The 19,897-nt window shown below is 39.6% G+C and carries 15 protein-coding genes; 11 read left to right on the top strand and 4 right to left on the bottom strand.

Annotation, left to right across the window (positions count from 1 at the left end; all coding sequences use genetic code 11):
* Entirely contained in the window at positions 1-849 is an 849-nt protein-coding gene (locus tag J8L86_RS03285; RefSeq protein ID WP_211028691.1) for an enoyl-CoA hydratase/isomerase family protein, read from the bottom strand.
* A 268-nt stretch (positions 850-1,117) separates the two neighbouring features.
* On the opposite strand from J8L86_RS03285, the gene J8L86_RS03280 reads away from it, so the two are divergent.
* Positions 1,118-2,032, top strand: coding sequence for a LysR family transcriptional regulator (locus J8L86_RS03280; RefSeq protein WP_065108055.1), 915 nt, complete (start codon positions 1,118-1,120; stop codon positions 2,030-2,032).
* Between the two features lie 180 nt (positions 2,033-2,212).
* Here J8L86_RS03280 and J8L86_RS03275 read toward each other — a convergent pair whose 3' ends face one another.
* Positions 2,213-3,295 (bottom strand): hypothetical protein, encoded by a 1,083-nt coding sequence (locus tag J8L86_RS03275; RefSeq protein ID WP_055024544.1) that lies wholly within the window; start codon positions 3,293-3,295, stop codon positions 2,213-2,215.
* Between the two features lie 153 nt (positions 3,296-3,448).
* Here J8L86_RS03275 and J8L86_RS03270 point away from each other — a divergent pair, with 153 nt between their 5' ends.
* The 6 genes from J8L86_RS03270 to J8L86_RS03245 all read left to right on the top strand — a co-directional run bounded on the left by J8L86_RS03270 (position 3,449) and on the right by J8L86_RS03245 (position 9,906).
* On the top strand, positions 3,449-4,318 hold the full coding sequence (locus tag J8L86_RS03270) for an AraC family transcriptional regulator (protein ID WP_211028690.1): 870 nt from the start codon (positions 3,449-3,451) through the stop codon (positions 4,316-4,318).
* A 239-nt stretch (positions 4,319-4,557) separates the two neighbouring features.
* On the top strand, positions 4,558-5,667 hold the full coding sequence (locus tag J8L86_RS03265) for a mandelate racemase/muconate lactonizing enzyme family protein (protein ID WP_211028689.1): 1,110 nt from the start codon (positions 4,558-4,560) through the stop codon (positions 5,665-5,667).
* A 10-nt stretch (positions 5,668-5,677) separates the two neighbouring features.
* Positions 5,678-6,700: an alcohol dehydrogenase catalytic domain-containing protein gene (locus J8L86_RS03260; RefSeq protein WP_211028688.1), complete on the top strand. Its 1,023-nt coding sequence runs from the start codon at positions 5,678-5,680 to the stop codon at positions 6,698-6,700.
* A gap of 10 nt (positions 6,701-6,710) precedes the next feature.
* On the top strand, positions 6,711-7,487 hold the full coding sequence (locus tag J8L86_RS03255; RefSeq protein ID WP_065108058.1) for an SDR family oxidoreductase: 777 nt from the start codon (positions 6,711-6,713) through the stop codon (positions 7,485-7,487).
* A gap of 4 nt (positions 7,488-7,491) precedes the next feature.
* Complete coding sequence (aldA, locus tag J8L86_RS03250) at positions 7,492-8,940, top strand: aldehyde dehydrogenase (protein ID WP_211028687.1); 1,449 nt, start codon at positions 7,492-7,494, stop codon at positions 8,938-8,940.
* A gap of 330 nt (positions 8,941-9,270) precedes the next feature.
* Positions 9,271-9,906: an HAD family phosphatase gene (locus J8L86_RS03245; RefSeq protein WP_211028686.1), complete on the top strand. Its 636-nt coding sequence runs from the start codon at positions 9,271-9,273 to the stop codon at positions 9,904-9,906.
* An 84-nt stretch (positions 9,907-9,990) separates the two neighbouring features.
* On the opposite strand, the gene J8L86_RS03240 is transcribed toward J8L86_RS03245, so the two are convergent.
* Entirely contained in the window at positions 9,991-12,339 is a 2,349-nt protein-coding gene (locus J8L86_RS03240) for a CRTAC1 family protein (RefSeq protein ID WP_211028685.1), read from the bottom strand.
* 465 nt (positions 12,340-12,804) lie between these two features.
* Between J8L86_RS03240 and J8L86_RS03235 the strand changes: the two genes are divergently transcribed.
* The 3 genes from J8L86_RS03235 to J8L86_RS03225 all read left to right on the top strand — a co-directional run bounded on the left by J8L86_RS03235 (position 12,805) and on the right by J8L86_RS03225 (position 18,165).
* On the top strand, positions 12,805-15,579 hold the full coding sequence (locus tag J8L86_RS03235; protein WP_055024536.1) for a TonB-dependent receptor: 2,775 nt from the start codon (positions 12,805-12,807) through the stop codon (positions 15,577-15,579).
* Positions 15,580-15,786: 207 nt separating this feature from the next.
* Positions 15,787-17,388 (top strand): tryptophan halogenase family protein, encoded by a 1,602-nt coding sequence (locus J8L86_RS03230; protein WP_211028684.1) that lies wholly within the window; start codon positions 15,787-15,789, stop codon positions 17,386-17,388.
* A gap of 18 nt (positions 17,389-17,406) precedes the next feature.
* Positions 17,407-18,165, top strand: coding sequence for a SapC family protein (locus J8L86_RS03225; RefSeq protein ID WP_211028683.1), 759 nt, complete (start codon positions 17,407-17,409; stop codon positions 18,163-18,165).
* 102 nt (positions 18,166-18,267) lie between these two features.
* On the opposite strand, the gene J8L86_RS03220 is transcribed toward J8L86_RS03225, so the two are convergent.
* The gene (locus J8L86_RS03220) at positions 18,268-18,696 is read right to left on the bottom strand and encodes a hypothetical protein (protein ID WP_055024533.1); all 429 of its coding nucleotides are present in this window, start codon (positions 18,694-18,696) and stop codon (positions 18,268-18,270) included.
* Positions 18,697-19,060: 364 nt separating this feature from the next.
* Here J8L86_RS03220 and J8L86_RS03215 point away from each other — a divergent pair, with 364 nt between their 5' ends.
* Complete coding sequence (locus J8L86_RS03215; protein ID WP_211028681.1) at positions 19,061-19,807, top strand: hypothetical protein; 747 nt, start codon at positions 19,061-19,063, stop codon at positions 19,805-19,807.
* Positions 19,808-19,897: the final 90 nt, after the last annotated feature.

Raw genomic sequence — 19,897 nt, 5'->3', positions numbered from 1 at the left:
TTAGTCATTCACTTCTTGGACATTAATAACAAGTTGCTCCCAGTTACGTTGGTTATCAATGTCAAACTGTGCGCCTTGTTCATCAGCCCAAGTAAATCGTGTAATTGCAGAAGTTTTACTGGTTGCTTGATATAACCAATAAGCTTCGGCCTTGAGTGCGTCTTCAATCGGTTTATCAATAGACTCATACACAGTTTGCTTACATGCATTGATAGACTCTGCAGGAAACTGTGCAATACGTCTTGCAAGATTTTCTACGTATTCACCTATCTCATCTGGCTCAAGCGCTTTATTGATAGTGCCGTATGCTTCTGCTTCATCTGCAGTAAAATCACGTGCGCTAAGAATGATTTCAAGGGCTCTGCCAAGTCCTGCTTGTCTTGCCATTCGAGAAGCGCCACCACCACAAGGCAAAATACCCATGCCAACTTCCATTTGCATAAACTTGTATTTGCCGCGGGCAGCAAAACGCATATCACAAGCTAATGCAAACTCATGACCGCCACCACGAGCAAAGCCTTCTAATTTCGCGATGGTTGCTTGTGGTAAACGACTGATACGTTCTAATACAGATTGTAGATCGAGTAATTTCGCTTCGTCACGCGATACAGCATCCTTAGACATGTCTCTAAGTAAGTTGGTATCGTAATGACATACCCAAATTTCAGGATGAGCAGATTGAAACACCACGACTTTTATTTCTCTATCACGTTCAAGACGCAACGCTAAACTGTTTAAATCTGCTAGCATCTCTTGCCCTTGAACATTCACAGGGGGAAAATCGATAGTAACCCATGCAATTCCATTGTCTTTTTTCACATTAAAAGTTGTAAAGTGCTTATATTCCATTGTTGATGTCCTTGTAATGTCCTAGCATGAATGAATTATGTGGCTGAATAACACTTGGTTATCATCTGGTTCACATTCATAAAAAGTAGGCGATTGACTCAGCTAAGTGAATCCGAATTATTGATAAAGAGAATTTAGTATTTCTATTAACTAAATTAGGGCTATTTGGTGTTGTATTTGCTTAATCGGTCATTTAAGAATAAAAGTTTGGGATGGGCAGCTGTCATATGGCGAGTTGTAGAAGAAGGTTAAATAGGAACAAATAAATATGGACACAGAGAGCTTACGTCTATTTGTTAAGGTTGCAGAGTCATTGAGTATTAGTGCTGCTGGCAGAACCTTAGGAATATCCCCAGCCATTGCGTCTGCAAGGTTATCAAAACTTGAGAATCAATTAGGTACAGACCTATTACATCGCTCTACAAGGAAAGTGTCGTTATCAACAGAAGGCGAAGGCTTCTTGCCATATGCGAAAGAGATTTTAGTACAGCAAGATGCAGCCATGGCTGCCATTGGCAGTGAAATTAATGAAGTGAAAGGGCTACTAAGATTTACCGCATCAAATACCTTTGCACAATTGTATATTTTACCGGTTCTACCTGAGTTTTTAGCTAAGTATCCAGAGTTAGATTTAGAGCTGAGGTTGAGTGATACTGAAGTGAATCTGATAGAGCATGGCATAGACTTAGCGCTAAGAAACACAGAGGCGAAAGACAGTGGCTTAAGAGCACGCAAGTTAGCCGATGACCAACGTATTTTATGTGCATCACCCGACTATATCGCGGCGCATGGCACATTAGACACGCCCAAAGATTTAGTAGACCATCAGTTAATTGTATTTAAAGATGCTAAAGGCCGTAAACTGATTAGTGCCGCACAAGACGACCAGAACGAATATGTATTTCCGCCGGTAAATGGCAGAATTAGATTGAATTGCGATGACGGTACCAGTATGAAGTTAGCGACTGTGGCAGGAGCTGGGATATCAATGAATTCTTATTGGAGCGTTGCTGAAGATATAAAGCAAGGAAGCTTGATTAGAATATTGCCCGATTATAACGTCGATGATCATACTGCTATATGGCTGGTATACCCTAAGGCCAATGCGTTAAGCGCTAAGGTGAGGGTATTTATTGACTTTTTAGTTGAAAAACTAGGAGCGGCGGACTGGGATAATAGTTAATACAGATCCTATCTCTGCAATTACGTCAGCGACTAAGTCAGCGCGAACCTAAACTAAGTTAAACTCAGTCAAAACCGGTACACCGCTTGTAAAAAGCGATGCCGACCTATTTTAACGAGAGTGTCATTAATCGTTTTTTATAAAATCAAAAATGTTTTCGTTAAACCTTTAAAACGGTTATTACACTCTGACTAATTGTATTGGAAAACTTTGATTTGCATTCCATTGTCCAACATAAATATTGTCATCATCGTCGATACATAAGCCATGACAATGACGAAACACATCCCAGCTGGTATGCATAGGTTGAAGTTCACCGTTTACATACTCAGGCTGAGCACCGCCAAGATTAGCGACGACTTGATTGTGTTTATCAAATACACTGATGAAACCTGAGTTATCTGCATTTGTACCATTAATATGTGACCAACATACAGGCGCGAAAAAATGCTCTCCCTTAAAAACGGGTCCGCCTATATAGGCGCCTGGAACACTGATCGTATTAAGGTAATCTCCAGATAGAGAATATTGTTTTAATGCATGCTCAGCCCTAGAACTTATCAGCAGTGTCGGAGAAGCATCAGTAGGAGAGCTTGATACGAGTCGCTTATCAATGGCAATGCCATGGGTGTTTTGTAAATTTAGACGTGTATCAAGATTATCATGTCCGCCCCAATACCGAATAAACTGACCATTGCTGTCATATTGCAGTACATAATCAGAGCCATAGCCGTCAGTAATATATAAATCGCCATTATCAGCGATCGCGATATCAGTGGGACGAAAGGCTTGGTTAGGCTGATAAACGCCAATGGTTTGAGGATGGCTAATGGTATAAACGACTTGCCCTGTTAACGTCAGTTTGGCAATAAAACCAGTCTGAGGGATCACTCTTTCTAAGCCATTGGTTGGCGTCCATTGACGGTTAATGACCCAGCCACAATCAACAACATATAAAAAGTCTTCACCATTTTCATGGTTTATCTTTATTGCATGAGCTCCCGGAAATTGTCCGCCCCAAGCATCAATTAATTTGCCGTCTTTATTGTAAATAATAATATTATTTTGCGGATGATCGCTGACCATAATAATTCTGCCTTGTGAGTCAAACGCTAAGTCATGGCAGTTCTCAATAGGTAACTGTGAAGCGGTCATTTTATTCCATTGAGTATTAACTCGATAAGTGAACTCCCCCTGACCAATGATTAACCCATGAGGGTCAAACCTTGCATTATCACGGGAAGCTGGAATAGCTGTATTCATATTTTATCCTTGTAATATGCACTAAGTATTTTTAGTTAATTGTTAACAATGATAAATGTGTATAAGATAAAAACTGTTAGATATTTGCACTTATGTGTGCAGGACATTTGTTGAATAGTTCGATCTATTTAGCCAGATAAAACAGGGAGTCAAATGCACACGCGTAATAAAGCAGGCATACATTGCGAACCAATTTCCATTAAACCGGGATATCAATTTGAAGTTCATCGTGTGGCTTACCAACGAAATGAAGTGTATGCATGTATGATGCATTTTCATCAAGTTCATGAGTTTATTATTTTTGAAGATGTGCAAGGAATGTACTATCACTCACAAGGTCAGTCAGCGATCCAAAAAGGCGATGTGATATTTACCCCAGCACTAGAGACCCATGACTATGAGTTAACGGAGCATGCAAAAGCTTGGTGTATTATCCAGTTTATGCCGCAATTTTTAATTGATAATGGCTTGCTGTATGAAGAGGCGATACTAAGGCGTGGTTTACAACTACGTTTTAGTCAGCAAGATTGGCAAAGCATTCAACAACAAGTTAATTGGCTAGAGCAAAGCTATTTAGACGACCCATACAGCGTAAAAAGTGCAACTTTATTAAAATTAATCATTATTTGGCTTGTCGCCCAAGGTAAAGCGGTTTTACCCAATGCGGAGCGTGCTTTAGTGACCGACGCCTCGTACAAAAAACTCAGTCCTATTTTAAGCTTATTTAGAGAACAAGATGTGGTAGAGCTTACTTTAGTTGAAGCCGCAGCAATGTGTCACATTTCTACCTCGTACTTTTCTAGAATGTTTAAACGCACCTTTAACTGTAACTACTCGCAGTTTGTTGTACAGCATAAGCTGTATACCAGCGCACGTTGGTTAGGACAAAGTGAAAAAAGCATTACCCAAATAAGTTACGATCTTAACTTTTCAAACCCATCTCATTTTATTTCTATGTTTAAACGCTACTTCTCAAAGACACCAAATCAATATCGAAAAGCGCTCAGGAAACAGCTTAGTTAACAGCGATACTGACAAAATTAAACATAGTGTCAATTGTCACTTAAATGGTAAGTGTTGGATATTAGGCCATGTAACCGCTGTCATCGTCAGATAATTTAAACAGGTAGAACACTCGATTTTTGCAAACTTGAGTTTGACTCAATAAACAAATTAGCGCTAACAATTACTTTACATTTAAAAACCTCTTGTGTAGATTGTTAACAATAAACTGTTTTTAAGCTTCATTTAAAGGTGAGTCAATGACAAAGGAAGCCAATAAGATTGAGTCGGTTAAGGTTGAGTACTATCAAGTCCCTTTGGCTGAAGTCTTGTCTGATGCTAAGCATGGTGATCACACTCATTTTGAGTTGATTTTAACACGCATTAAAACGTCGAATGGTATAGAGGGCGTGGGATACACTTATACAGGAGGCAAGGGCGGAAGAGCTATCTATTCTTTACTAAATGATGAAATGAAGCCATTACTCATAGGTAAAGATGCGTCAGATATTATGGCGATATGGGATGAGCTTCAATGGCACTTTCACTATGTTGGCCGAGGTGGGTTATTAAGCTTTGCTATTTCTGCTGTAGATATTGCACTGTGGGACATTAAATGTAAAAACCTAGGTTTACCTTTGTGGAAAGTTGCTGGTGGCGTGAGTAACCAAGTTAATTGCTACGCTGGTGGCATTGATCTTAATTTTGACCATCAAAAGTTACTGAGCAATATTCAAACTTATTTAGATCGTGGCTTTGAAGCGGTAAAAATTAAAGTCGGTAAAAGCGATTACAAAGAAGACGTCAGACGTGTTGAAGCTGTACGGGAATTAATTGGACCTGATCGTATCTTCATGGTTGATGCAAATTATTCGATGACCAAAGAGCAAGCTATTCGTTTTGCTAATGCAATTGCCCATTGCGATATTAAGTGGTTTGAAGAGCCAACAATTCCAGATGACTATTTAGGCTATGCAGATATTGCAGATGCTATTGATATTCCATTGGCTATGGGTGAAAACCTACATACCATTCATGAGTTTACCTATGCAATTTCGCAATCTAAGTTAGGTTTTTTGCAACCTGACGCCTCAAATATTGGCGGCATAACAGGCTTTTTAATGGTGGCGCAACTGGCATACGCTAATAACATTCCAGTGTGTAGCCATGGTATGCATGAATTACACGTTAGTTTACTTGCCTCGCAGCCACATTCTGGTTACCTCGAAGTACATTCGTTTCCAATTGATGAATACACCACAACCCCTTTAAAAATCATTAATGGCAAAGCAGTCGCACCTGATATTCCAGGTACTGGCGTTGTTTTTGATGATGCATTATTAACTCCTCATTTAAAAATGAGCTCATAAGGTCAAGATTATGCAAGCTGCTCAATATATAGGTAATAAATCGTTTAGAGTTGTTGAATCACAAGCAATTAGTCCTGGTGATGATGAGGTACGTTTAAACGTAGGCTATGTTGGTATTTGTGGCACAGATATGCACATATACCATGGTGTAATGGACACTCGAGTGAATCCGCCGCACACGATAGGCCATGAAATTTCAGGCACCATTGCTGAAATTGGCAAAAATGTTACGGGGTATGAGGTTGGCGAGCGTGTTGTAGTGAGACCATTAGACTGGTGCGGAGAATGTCCAGCCTGTGATGCAGGGCATTCGCATGTTTGTCAAAACCTTAAATTTATGGGAATTGATACACCAGGCGCCTTTCAAAACTCGTGGACTGTAAAGTCTCGCACTTTACATAAACTGCCCGCAAACGTTAGCTTACAACAAGGTGCTTTGATAGAGCCTTTGTCTGTTGCCTGCCATGATGTCGCACGTTCACGTTTAACTGCGGGTGAAAAAGCCGTTGTTATTGGTGGCGGGCCAATTGGCCAGCTAGTTGCTTTAGTTGCAAAATCAGTTGGGGCAGAAGTGATTATTTCTGAGCCAAATGAAAGCCGTCGTGATTTTTCTAATAAGTTTGCTATTCCAACGGTGAACCCTATTGAGCAAGATCTTAAGGATTTTGTAGATACATGGACGCAAGGTAAAGGGGCTGATGTGGTGTTTGAAGTTTCTGGGGTACAACCTGCAGTTGATGCAATGGTCGATATCGCCTCAGTTCGTGGCCGTATATGTATGGTCGCAATACATGCACAAAAACCACAAGTCGATTTGTTTCAATTTTTTTGGAAAGAACTCGAGTTACTCGGTGCGAGAGTTTACGAACACGCAGATTTCGATATGGCAATTGATTTAGTTGCTTCAGGTAGCATAGATCTGGCGCCATTTATTACCTCTGTGAGCAAGTTAAGCCATATCAGTAATGCATTCGAGAATATGGATAACAACCCAACAGGAATGAAAGCACTTGTGTCATGTGCAGTAGAGTAAAGGAAGCATCATGCAAAATAATGTACTAAGTAAATTCGATTTAACTGGCAAGCTGGCCTTAGTGACCGGTTGTAGTCGTGGTATTGGTAAAGCCATGGCGGTTGCCTTAGCTGAAGCTGGTGCTGACATCATTGGTGTATCTGCTTCTTTAGCGGCGTCAGGTTCCGATGTTGAATCTGAAGTTACCGCTTTAGGTCGTCAATTCTATGCCTACCAGTGTGATTTTTCAGACCGAAAAAGCCTGTATCAATTTGTGGAAACAGTTAACGCCCAACATGACACCATTGATATTCTTGTGAATAATGCAGGTTCGATATTGCGTGAGCCAGCCATTGAACATCGCGATGAATACTGGGATAAAATCATGGAGATAAACTTAAACTCTCAGTTTATCCTCAGTCGTGAAATCGGCAAAAAAATGGTAGCACGTGGTGAAGGGAAGATTATTTTTACGGCTTCATTGCTCACATTTCAGGGTGGAATTACTGTTCCTGGTTACGCAGCGAGTAAGGGCGCAATTGGGCAACTGGCTAAGGCGCTTGCCAATGAATGGGCTGGCAAAGGCGTCAATGTAAATGCAATAGCTCCTGGGTATATTGCCACTGATAATACTGAAGCTCTCAGAGATGATCCCGTTCGTTCTAAATCAATATTAGAGCGTATTCCGCAAGGACGTTGGGGTACACCTGAAGACTTTAAAGGGCCTACGGTATTTTTAGCATCCGCTGCATCAGATTATATGAATGGCGGTATTTTATTGGTTGATGGCGGTTGGATGGGGAGATAGTCCAATGGAAATTAGAAATAAGGTAAACTTTATTAACGGTGAGTATGTGCCATCAAAAGCGGATGGCACTATTTCAGTGTTTTCACCGAGTACGGGTGAGCTTGTTGGTGTGATTCCCAAAGGCTGCGTTGATGATGCACAAGATGCATTAGAAATTGCCCAGCAAGCACAAAAAGGCTGGGCTAAGAAAACGCCAAGAGCCCGGGCAACCATCCTAAGAAAATTTGCCAGTGGTATTCGTCAAAGTGCCGAAGCGTTAGCGGAGTTGCTTGTAAAAGAGCAAGGCAAATTAATTGATGTTGCGCGCATGGAAGTTGAAGCAACAGCCACATTCGTTGAATATGCTTGCGATAATGCTTTGACGCTACAAGGTGATATTTTACCGTCAGATAATGAAAACGAAAAAATTTATATTCATAAAGTTCCCAAAGGGGTTGTGGTCGCAATTACAGCGTGGAATTTTCCATTAGCATTAGCAGGTCGTAAAATCGGTCCTGCATTAATTACTGGTAATGCCATTGTTGTTAAGCCTACACAAGAAACACCACTGGCTACGATGGAACTTGGCCGTATTGCTAACGAAGCAGGGATCCCTGCTGGCGTGCTGAATATTATAAATGGGAGTGGTTCCATTGTTGGTCAGCATTTATGTGAAAGCCCAATTACAGAGTTAATTACAATGACTGGCAGTACTCGAGCAGGTCAAATTATCTATCAAGCCAGTGGTAAGCACTTAACGCCAGTGATGTTAGAACTCGGCGGTAAAGCGCCCTTTATTGTGATGGAAGATGCTGATTTAGATAAAGCGGTAGATGATGCGCTGATTGCTCGCTTTGCTAATTGTGGTCAAGTGTGCACGTGTGCTGAACGTTTATATGTGCATGCGGATGTGTACGATACATTTATTGAAAAGTTTGTACCAAAGGTGAATGCGCTGAAAGTTGGTGATCCTATGGATTCAAATTCAGATATGGGCCCAAAAGTTAACCAGAGTGAAATCAAAAATATTCATACATTGGTAGAGAAGAGTATTGAACAAGGGGCGAAACTGGTGACAGGTGGCCAAGTCGCATCAGTTGCAGGTTTTGAAGGTGGTAATTGGTATGAGCCAACTGTGTTAGTGGATGTAGAGCAAGACAACATTTTAGTCCATGAAGAAACCTTTGGACCAGTACTTCCTATCATTAAAATTCACAGCATTGAAGATGCTATTACTTATACTAACGATAGTGAGTATGGATTATCAGCTTACTTGTACACCAAAAACCTTGATTATATTCATCAATCCATTGCAGAAATGGAAGTAGGTGAAGTGTATGTAAACCGTGGTTTGGGTGAGCAGCACCAGGGTTTTCACAATGGCTGGAAAATGAGTGGTGTCGGCGGTGAAGATGGTAAATATGGTCTTGAGCAATATGTAGAGAAAAAGACGGTATATTTTAACGAAGCCTAATATCTTCTAAATCAGAGTCCTAATATTGAGATTCAATAGAAATTATAGTGTTAACCAAAGCCAACTGTATCCCCTCCAGCAGTTGGTTTTTTTTGGGCTAGGTAAAGGTGTTACAGCCTGTTATCTTGGTTTTCGTAAATCTAGCCATGTTTACCCACAACCTAAGACCGTAAGCAGTATAATTAATAAAATAACTGATTAAATAGTTATTGAATATCAAATCAAACTAACAGTGAGCGCCAAAATCAACCCTAATCACCCCCAAATCAACGTGCGTATAAGGGATTAATCGTAGTAAAGTAATCAAAAGCAGTCACCGCTGGAGAAAACGTGAAAGATTATCAACTATTTCTATTTGATATGGATGGCACCTTAGTCAACTCTGAGCCACTCAAAGGTCAAGCTATAGCGAAGGCCTGTGCTGTATACGGTGCAAAAGTTGATTATCATCATTATCAAGAAGTGATGGGACAAAACTGGGGGATTGTGACTCAGTTCTTCTTCGATAAAGCGAATATTTCTCCAGATATTAATGAATTCAATGAGATATTTAAAAAACACTATCAAGCTTTGCTACTGCATGCGTTGCAGTTAACTCCTGGTGCACTTCAATATTTAACCTATCTACAATTACAAGGTAGAACTTGTGGGCTAGTGACGTCAGCCGCCAAGTGGATGGTCAATGATATTCTTCAAGCCCTCAATTTAACTGCCATGTTTGAAGTTATTATTACTAAAGAAGATGTTAGCAAGCATAAACCTGATCCTGCTGCTTATTTATTAGCCCTTAATAAATTATCAATGTCGCCAAACAATACCGTGATATTTGAAGATTCATTCGCCGGTATTAGTGCTGGAATAGCCAGTGGGTGTGATGTTATCGCGATACAACATGAATTTAATATTAACAATAATTTATTGGTGGCAAGCAAAGTGATAAGTGACTTTAGAGAATTGATTTTATAGCTTTTATAATTCATACAGATTTTTTAAATAGAGTGTGCAGCTGGACTGATAAAACCAAACTGCACCTGAACCTAAACTTTCACATTAACGTTTCATTTTACCCATTGTAATTAATTGGTTTGCGTTAACGTTATTCATTGTTTGCTCCGAACCATCTCGCCAGCGCACTTGTATCTTATCAATACGATCTTGGTTACCTAAACCAAAATGCACAATATTTTTCAAACTTTGTGAATGACTCGCACTGTCAGAACCGATCCATTTAAACTGAACTGTATTTGCGCTTGTCATGGTTTTGTTGTTTGAGAAGCGCTGCGGCGTGGCTTTGTTGCTTGTAAATATCCTTACCTCAGCTGCATGCGGGTCAATTCCAGACTTTGAATAGCCAACATGCATGAGTAAATATTGATGATGAATAGAATGAGTTGTTTGTTCGGTGTGATTGTCAGTAAGGAGTTGATCATTTAAACGGTTTTGATAAAGGTACCAACGGCCATTGTCATCGTCACCACTGAGTATATCGACATAACCATCTTGATTGTGATCAAATGCACTCCCCATATCGCCATGAGCATGACGATTTACCATGGTTGCGTTGTGACTTTCATGCGCTACAAAGCCCCTTGATGGTGTTGCATTATCGTCTATAGCTTGTATATGAGCCTTGTGGTGAGTGGGTAAATTGTTTTCGCTGAGGTTACTGTTTGGGGTGTTATCTAGTTCACTGAGATGAAGCGTGTTGAGCAACATAACATCATTGACTCGTTGTGTTAGCTCGCCAAAGCGATAAATAAAGAAATCATTGTAGCTATCGTTATTAAAATCAGCTGTGATAACGCCCCAATTGTTGTCATGGTGCTGCGCAGGAAGTAGGTGGCTTAGGTAAGTAAAGTGATCGCCATCGTTTCTAAGTAAAATATCGCTGACGCCTAAATCTTGTGGTATCCAATCATGTTCAACACTATCGACACCTATGATAGATGCTCGTAAATCCCAAGCAAGATTATCAGTTAATAACCATTCTAATCGCCATTGATCATCACCTAAATAACCTAAGTACCAGCCACTTTGAGATACAGATGAAGGAAACCCTAACGCTTGCTGAGGAGAAACGCTAATTTGCTTGTCAGGAAACCCTGTTGTGAGTCTTTCTGATGGGGTTTTATCTGCGCCTAAAAATAATGGAATAGTGATTTTATCTGCGCCACGGGGAAAATGATAAAAATCCGTTAATAAGATATCACTGCTTGCTTTAAAGCTTAATCCATCATGGCTTTTATTACCTTCATCACGTAAATCTAATCGTTGTTTTTGTTCGTTAAAAGACACCGCATTATTGGCAATTTGATAATGAACTTTACCTCTGGATAAGTAGTAATCCATATCGCCGTCATTATCGATATCAGCTTGTGCAATTGCCGTTACATGTGTCGTATCTGGATCTTTCCCTAAGTATTGGCTGGTGACATCTTTAAACGAAAAATCTATTTGTCCTAAAAGGACTGTTACAGGAGAATAGGGTGAAAATGCGATTAAATCAGCGATATGATCTTTGTTGATGTCAGTAACCATGACTCGTTCAGCATCAACTTGTTCAAAAGTAGGGCTCGATTTATAGATAAACTGGCCATTGCCAATGTTTTCAAAAATAATGTTTCTGGGGATAGTTTCTCCCATCATTTGCGCCGCGTTAATTTGTAAAAAATCTAAATCACCGTCTAAATCCAGATCAACCCAACGTACTGAACGGCCTCTAGCCCCCATTTGACTTAACCCTGATTGCTCAGTGACGTCAACAAACAAGCCGTTATCGTTACGAAGCAGTCGCTGCGGCTGTGGTTGTGTTCCATTACCGCCCCCTAAAGCTAATAATAGGTCATTGTCACCATCATTATCATAATCACCTAATGCAACACCATGGGCGTCAGCTTTTGCAAAAGGACTAGGCTGTTTGGCATATTGAACATGTGCCATCGGAGCAGGTGTTGCAGCGAGGCTTGATGTGAAAATTGCTATGGGTGTCGTATCATGGTTAGTCAAAACCATGTCGTAAAAGCCATCATTATTGATATCTGCAATACTGGGGCCGCCATATTTCCAAGCATCAGTGGTATGTAAATTAACCGCTTGGGTGACATTACTGAATCTGGGTTTGGTTAAGGTAATTGGAACTGGTAAGCCCGAGACCAAGTCAGTGTCTCTGTTATTCATAATGCCTAAGTCATTATCCAGTTGTTTGATGGAGGATGCCTGAGCAGGAAGATGTGCAACATCATTATCAGTGTTTTTAAATGAACCCGTTTCTGTTACTTGCTGACATCCCGTAATGAAAATAAAAGCCATAGGGTAGAGATAAGTCTTAATTGTCGCGCTAATAGTATTCAGTTGTTCCCAAGAATTACCGATAAGGTATTCTTCGTTCTGTGCAAACATATTCCATCCTTAGTGTTTATTTGTCATCAAAAAGTACGATTCAACACAGCAAAAAGTAGGTAACCAATTAGTCTAATAAACCTTAAAGATAGTTTTCTGATCAGAATAATACTTAAAAGCAAAAAATTGTTATCTTGACTGTCAGGCATTTGAGCCTTTTTAACTCGAATAATTGGTAAGTAGTTGTATATAAATCTAAAAAAATTCATTTTAGTAGAATTTATTAGATAATTCGTTGTATTAATAACTCACTTTTTTGTGTGTAAATTCACCACTTACGAACACCATATTGCACGTAATTGATAATTGTCAACAATTAACTAACTCCAAAAAACAGTTGACACAATGTTTAAAAAGTAGCTAGATTGTTAACAGGGTCAGGCTTCGCTATGCCGTTGGCAATGTCATTTACATTGTTCTTGTGAGCAAGACACCTTTTAAACCAAATAATAAGAAGGTTTTAAGATGAAACAGTGTAAGTTCAAACTCAACGCGTTATCTGCAGCAATGATCATTGCTACCAGTACAGGCGTACAGGCTGATGACCTAGCCGCTGACACACAAGCACAAGAAACTGAAGTCATTCAGGTCAAAGGGATCAGAAGCTCGTTGACCAAATCCGCGTCAACTAAACGTTATTCAGATGGTGTTGTAGATGCCATTAGTGCAGAAGATATAGGTAAGTTACCCGATACTAACTTAGCAGAATCTTTACAACGGATAGCGGGTGTATCTATTGACCGAGCAAACAACGAAGGTAACAAGGTTACGGTTCGTGGTTTTGGTCCAGAATTTAATTTGGTGACGCTAAATGGTCGTCAAATGCCAAACTCGTCAGCATTACAATCAGAAGGGGTGTCTCGTAGCTTTAACTTCCGTGAAATCGCAGCTGAAAGCGTTTCTGGAGTGAATGTTTATAAGACAGGTAAAGCTGACATCACGTCAGGTGGTATTGGGGCAACAATAGATATTACCACTGCAAGACCGTTTGATTATGACGGCTTTAAAGCATTTGTGAGTGCGAAAGGTATTTACGATACTAGTGTTGAAACTGGTGATTCTGTGACGCCCGAAATTTCGGGCATGATTAGCCAAACCTTTGCAGATGACAAGGTTGGCTTTTTATTATCTGCCTCTCATGCTGAGCGTGACAGTCATACTGATATAGTGGGTACAGATGGCTGGGTAAGAAACCGCAGCAGAGATAATGTTGATTTGTCTGCAATTGATACCAATAAAAACCCAGAACAAGCCATTTGGACACCTTGGACAGCTAAAACAGAACTACTAGATACAGAGCGTACTCGCCAAAATGCACAAGCTGTGCTGCAAATTCAGCCTGTTGATTCTGTCATTGCGACGGTTGATTACACTATTTCTCGATTCGAGCAAACCAGTTATACCAATCGTTCAGCATTTTGGTTTGATAACCCAAGCGGGGCAGCAAATGCAAATGGCACACTTTGGAACCCTCGAGATCAAGACGATGAATTAAACTTCTGGGCTTGGGAATATTATGAAGAAAAAGAAAATGATTCGTTAGGTCTAAACATAGAATGGCAAGCAACAGATACATTAAAGTTTGAACTTGATGTTCATGATTCAACATCTAAATCAAATCCTGATGGTCAAACAGCTGAAACCCTTGCGAACCTTAAAAACCCTTCGGGTTCAGTTGCATTAATTGGTGCAAACTTCATTGGTGATATTCCAGAAGTCATTGTTGATGATTCTAATTTACCAGGCGGCGCATATAACAAAGACAATATTGTCTCTGATTTATATCAAAAGCGTGGTTATTCAATGGATAACAACATTAAGCAATATCGTTTTTCTGGTACATGGGAAAACGAAGCGTCTGACAGTGCGTTAACCAAAATCAACTTTGGTATCATGAATACGGACTATACGATTGATACACGCTTAAGTGAGGTGTTTTCTTTTGTCGATGTTCCTCTTGACGACCTTGATTTAGGTTTCATTCCTTTAGGTGACACTGCTGATCAATTCCCTGGGGCGAATAACCTTTTCCCATATATCTCTCAATATGATGTTCACCAATTTATCGATATTGTCAAAGCAGAAGGTTTATTTGCTGAACCGAATATCAAAACAAACGGAGTTAATGAAGAAACGTTAGCAGCATATTTATCATTTGATTTTGATACTGAGTTTAATGATATGCCTGTCAAAATGAATGTAGGTGTACGTTACGAAGATACTGACGTTACAGCATACTCAGTACAAAATGGCATCATTGCAATGAATTATCGCCATGCACAGGAGTTGCGACCTGTATATGATGATACGCCTACGGCTGAAGAGCTAACCGGTAGCTATACTCGCATCTTGCCGAATTTTGACTTTAATATGTCAGTCACAGATGAACTCGTAACACGCTTCTCATATAGCCGAACCTTATCTCGTGCTGGTATCAGTGCAATGTTCCCTGCGACCAATGTATCAGCAAGACCTGGTGGGCCATTTAATGCCTCACAAGGTAACCCGAATTTGCTGCCAATTACCTCTGACAACTTTGATTTGTCGTTGGAGTGGTACTTTGATGATGGCAGTTTTGCCTCTGCAGGTTACTTTAAAAAATACGTAGAAAACTTCATCGGTGCTGGCACAGAAAACAGATCGATCAATGACGTTAACGGTCAAGCGTTAACAGATCCAAGTGTTAACCCAAGAGCGGGTTGTCCTGATGCCTCTGATACGCCGAACCCTAACTGTTTAGGTCAGGCTACCGATCCAGTGATTACTTGGGAAGTGGCAACACCAGATAACCTACAAAATCGTGAAGTAGACGGTTGGGAGCTTAATGCTCAATACATGTTCTGGGATAGTGGTTTTGGCGCAGTTGCTAACTACACCATTGTTAACAGTGATGAATCGTTTGACCCTTATAATTTTGATCAAACCATTGCATTAACAGGTTTAAGTGACTCGGGTAACTTGGTCGCATTTTATGAAAATGATAGTTTCCAAGCGCGTATCGCTTATAACTGGCGTGATGAGTTCTTACTCGCTTTAGGTAATGAGCCAACATTTACTGAGGCGTATGGTCAACTTGATTTAAGTCTCAGCTACGATATCAATGATACATTCACTGTATCGTTTGATGGCTTAAACTTAACTGACGAAACAGTAAGACGCTATGGTCGTTTTGAAGAGCAGTTATTAGCTGCAGAACAATACGGTCCACGTTATACCGTTGGCATCAGTGCTAAGTTTTAATCAGTATCTCAACGCTTATGTCAATTTTATATAAGCAAGGTATCAGTCCAAATCATCAAGACAACATCTTGCTGACTCGGGCTGGTATTCTAGGTCTGATGATTAAAATTGTTCGCTAAAATCCAATGTGGTTGCCATATGTATGGTAACCACATTTTTATTTATAAATAACAGTTAAAAGTTTTCACAACAAGAATTGGAGTTAATATGCCTAATCCAATCGACTCGGTTAACACCGCGAATGCGGCCAATGAACAGTCTAAAAATATTCAACATATTGTCATTGTTGGTGGTGGTAGTGCTGGTTGGATAACCGCTGGAACCATAGCAGCTAAACTTAACAATACCTTTGCTGGTCAGTACTCTGTTACCTTGGTTGAATCTGCCAACGTTGCACCAATTGGGGTCGGCGAGGGAACGTGGCCAACAATGAGAACGACGTTAAAAAAAATGGGGATCCGAGAAACAGACTTTATTAAACAATGTCATGTATCTTTCAAACAGGGGGCAAAGTTTGCTAAATGGGTGACAGGTAAACAGGATGACTATTATTATCATCCATTGATGTTGCCAGAAGGGAATAACGCTGAAAACACTATTCGTCAGTGGTTTACTACCGATTATAGCGATTCACTTTCTACATCCTTGAGTCCACAGGAATCACTGTGTGAAGCCGGCCTTGCTCCTAAATACATAACAACGGCTGAATATGATGCTGAAGCTAATTATGCCTATCATTTGGATGCTGGTAAGTTTTCTGAATTTTTAAAAAACCATTGTGTGAATAAACTGGATGTACGTCACCTCGTAACAGATGTGGTTGCCATAAATAATGATGATTATGGTTATATTGATTCGTTAACCACTGAAGACGAAGGTGATATTCATGGCGATTTGTTCATTGATTGTACAGGCTTTAACTCATTATTACTGGGCAAGCATTTTGATGTGCCATTTAAAAGCTGCAAAGACATTTTGTTTGTGGATTCTGCTATAGCTGTTCAAGTTCCTTATGAAAGTGAGCAATCGTCTATTGCTTCACATACCATTTCAACTGCGCAGTCTTGTGGGTGGATTTGGGATATTGGTCTGTCAAATAGACGGGGGGTTGGCCATGTTTATGCTAGTCAGTACATTAGCGAGCAAGAAGCTTTAAATGAGTTAAAAACGTATTTAGCTGACTCTGTAGATGACGTTGAGTCATTATCGTTTCGAAAAATTCCAATCAACCCTGGTCATAGGGAAAAGTTCTGGCATAAAAACTGTGTCGCTGTGGGTTTATCTGCTGGTTTTTTAGAACCGTTAGAGGCGTCTGCACTACTATTAGTAGAAATATCAGCGGCAATGATTGCAGAACAATTACCTGCTAACCGTGAAGCGATGGAAATTGTTGCCCAACGTTTTAATGATACATTTTTATATCGATGGGAACGAATTATTGATTTTCTAAAATTGCATTACATGTTGAATCAGCGCAATGACAGTGCTTTTTGGATAGATAACCGGAAGGCTGCGTCAATTCCAGACAGTTTACAGACCCTATTAACGTTATGGCAGACGCAAGTGCCGTCTGATAATGATTTTATTCATGCTACAGAGGTTTTCCCTGCAGCGAGTTATCAATATGTGCTTTATGGAATGGGCTTTAATACACAAAGTGCTCCCTGGGCACTTAATGAAAAACAACAAGACTTAGCGCAAACTCAATTCAACCTAACAAAGCAAAAAACGCAGCAGTTAATGAATACATTACCGAGTAATCGGGCACTGCTTAATTTAATTCATCAGTATGGTTTACAAAAAATATAATAAACCCGAGGGATCATAATGAATAATGTAATAGTCGACCCTAAACAACATCTTAATACCGCCGTGCTAACCCAATATGGCAAACAATTTGGCGATAATGTCCATTATGTGCCAGTTATTGCTGATGAATTAAGAAAGCTTGTGATTGAATACCCCTGTTGTTTACTTAAAAACAATCAAACAGGTCAATTTGGATTACATGCTTTATTGGGGTTTGAGCCAGGTGAAAATCTGTTTCTAACTAAGGATAATTGGGATGCAACTACGATCCCTATGCATGTGAAACGACAGCCTTTCATGCTTGCCCGATTACGTGGCGCTGACAACGAGTCACTAAACACCGACAATACCGCATTAACTATCGATATGAACGCGAAACGCGTTGTTGAAATCCCTTGCTCTAATGTCGATGCGAAGCGATTGTTTGAGAATGATGGTTCAGCCAGTGCCTATTTAAAGGACATGCATCAGCTAGTGTATCAATTGGCACAAGGGATCATAAAAACAGATGCGTTTATTACAACACTGATTGAACTCGACTTAATTGAGGCTGTTGAAGTCTCTGTAACATTCATTGATGGACAACAGCATACGTTTAATGGCTTATATGTCATTAATGAGACTGAGTTAATCAACTTAACACCCGCAGCATTGACTGAGTTAACTAAGCAAGGGTACTTGCAAGCATGTTATTTAATGATTGCGTCGATGGGAAATATACAAAAGTTGATAAAGTTAAAAAACCAACAATTACAACAGGCTAAATCTGAAGGATAGTTTTCAGTAACAGCTGACAAAAGGCTATTAAAAAGAGCTGAACACCTTGTGTCAGCTCTGTAGTAAATTCCTATTCAAACTTATCATTAACAAGCGTAATGATTATTTATACTCTATAACACGGGCTATGAAGGTAAATTTACCAGAGTCATTACGATAATCACGATACAAATCAACAGAAAAAGCGGTTGGTTTGTCAGCATCTATCCTTGCCGCTATTTTATGACTCAATGCATCAATATCAACTTCATTATAGATATAGAATTTTTTAACTTTTTCTAAACCGTGTTCTTTGGCCTCGTGGCTAGTTACGTAGATTTCACTGTAGATGTCAGTAATAAATCCCTGATAAGTGACGCTTTCAAAACTTGCATCTTCATCTACCGTAATAAAAATATCCGTTTGCTCATCGACAACGGTAAGTTGTTCCATAGCAGAATTAAGTTTATCGGTTGATGCTTGATTAGATTCTGCTTGCGCACCTGCACTTAACGTCATCATTGTTAGCGCTATTATTGTTTTCTTCATCATTTAAATACCTAGTCATTCAGCTTCAAAAGTGCTGTAGTTCGAATATCGGTATGTTACAAACAATAAAGGGCTTAGCAGAATCAGTTATGTAGGATTGAACCCTTCAAAAAGCAACATGTAATCAATTAAAATAGTTTAGTTGTTTGTTGTCTTATTTGTTAACCGAGGTTAAACGAGAACAGCAATTTTAAAATATTGTCATGTTTTTTAAAAATAGGTTTGTATCTGGTTTTACTTTGACAGTTACCGATTAATGGTTTTGCTGCGACGGTCAAAGGCCTGATAATTAGTCAATAATCTCCATTGACTAAGATTTTTATTTAGCCTACGGTGTACTCTTATTTTGTAAGGGTGGGGCGTTTAAATGTATAAAGCAGTGGCTATTTGTATCATTGGGTTAAGTTTATCCGGTTGTGATATTTTAGAAGAGTTAGTTCATCCATCGCCTACAGATCCAGAAGCCAAAATTGATTCTGGCTTTAAAGACCAAGCTGCACAACTCGGTTTAAGTGAAGCTGTTATTAATCGCCTATGTACTGCAACTAAAAAAATAGAAACTCATTGTATAAATGTCGTTAATGCGAATAACGTGAGAGAAGTAAAAGTTGAATACACCATGGAAGAAGCCGTTATCAGTAATGGTAATGCTAAATCGTATAATGTCAGTCGTGTTGTTTTTCACCTTGAAACAGATGACAGTGCTTCGAAAGTCTTTTTTGAAAATAGCCGTACTTACAAACAAGATAATGGTTACAGCTACACTTGGTCAGAGCCTGAAGGTTATGACGTAGCGAACTTAGTGCTCAGTAGTGATTCAGAGAATCCAATTGCGTTAGCTAACATGACAACAATCGACGCCATTTCAACTTCTGAACTATCAGAAATTGCCTACACTGAGTTAAGTAATGATGAATATAAATTAGTGGCTGGTGCTGAGATTATGGATGATATCAGTATCGTAGAGTTCCCTTCATTGACCTATGTGTTAACAGCTGATGGTGAAACCGAAGAGGAAGATACTAGCTTCGCTATGTACACTGGTGGTCACGCGAATATACTTGGTAATTTCGCGCCAGTAATTGCAGATGCAATTGAACAAGTTTGGTATTAACTTAGTTAGCATAGTTGTTTTTATCATTTTAAGCGGCCGCAAGGCCGTTTTTCATTTTCATTAACGCCCGAAAATAAAAGGCTATATAAG

Source organism: Shewanella sp. MMG014 (assembly GCF_018100775.1).
Lineage (GTDB): Bacteria > Pseudomonadota > Gammaproteobacteria > Enterobacterales > Shewanellaceae > Shewanella > Shewanella japonica.
Note: the sequence above shows the minus strand (reverse complement) of the source record. Positions and strands in the feature narration are given on the sequence as shown.

Bases quoted from the DNA above. Each gene is read 5' to 3' on its own strand.
- J8L86_RS03235 (WP_055024536.1), top strand. From the start codon at position 12,805: ATGAAACAGTGTAAGTTCAAACTCAACGCGTTATCTGCAGCAATGATC.
- J8L86_RS03230 (WP_211028684.1), top strand. From the start codon at position 15,787: ATGCCTAATCCAATCGACTCGGTTAACACCGCGAATGCGGCCAATGAA.
- J8L86_RS03225 (WP_211028683.1), top strand. From the start codon at position 17,407: ATGAATAATGTAATAGTCGACCCTAAACAACATCTTAATACCGCCGTG.
- J8L86_RS03215 (WP_211028681.1), top strand. From the start codon at position 19,061: ATGTATAAAGCAGTGGCTATTTGTATCATTGGGTTAAGTTTATCCGGT.
- J8L86_RS03220 (WP_055024533.1), bottom strand. From the start codon at position 18,696: ATGATGAAGAAAACAATAATAGCGCTAACAATGATGACGTTAAGTGCA.
- aldA (WP_211028687.1), top strand. From the start codon at position 7,492: ATGGAAATTAGAAATAAGGTAAACTTTATTAACGGTGAGTATGTGCCA.
- J8L86_RS03265 (WP_211028689.1), top strand. From the start codon at position 4,558: ATGACAAAGGAAGCCAATAAGATTGAGTCGGTTAAGGTTGAGTACTAT.
- J8L86_RS03280 (WP_065108055.1), top strand. From the start codon at position 1,118: ATGGACACAGAGAGCTTACGTCTATTTGTTAAGGTTGCAGAGTCATTG.
- J8L86_RS03260 (WP_211028688.1), top strand. From the start codon at position 5,678: ATGCAAGCTGCTCAATATATAGGTAATAAATCGTTTAGAGTTGTTGAA.
- J8L86_RS03285 (WP_211028691.1), bottom strand. From the start codon at position 849: ATGGAATATAAGCACTTTACAACTTTTAATGTGAAAAAAGACAATGGA.
- J8L86_RS03270 (WP_211028690.1), top strand. From the start codon at position 3,449: ATGCACACGCGTAATAAAGCAGGCATACATTGCGAACCAATTTCCATT.
- J8L86_RS03255 (WP_065108058.1), top strand. From the start codon at position 6,711: ATGCAAAATAATGTACTAAGTAAATTCGATTTAACTGGCAAGCTGGCC.
- J8L86_RS03275 (WP_055024544.1), bottom strand. From the start codon at position 3,295: ATGAATACAGCTATTCCAGCTTCCCGTGATAATGCAAGGTTTGACCCT.
- J8L86_RS03240 (WP_211028685.1), bottom strand. From the start codon at position 12,339: ATGTTTGCACAGAACGAAGAATACCTTATCGGTAATTCTTGGGAACAA.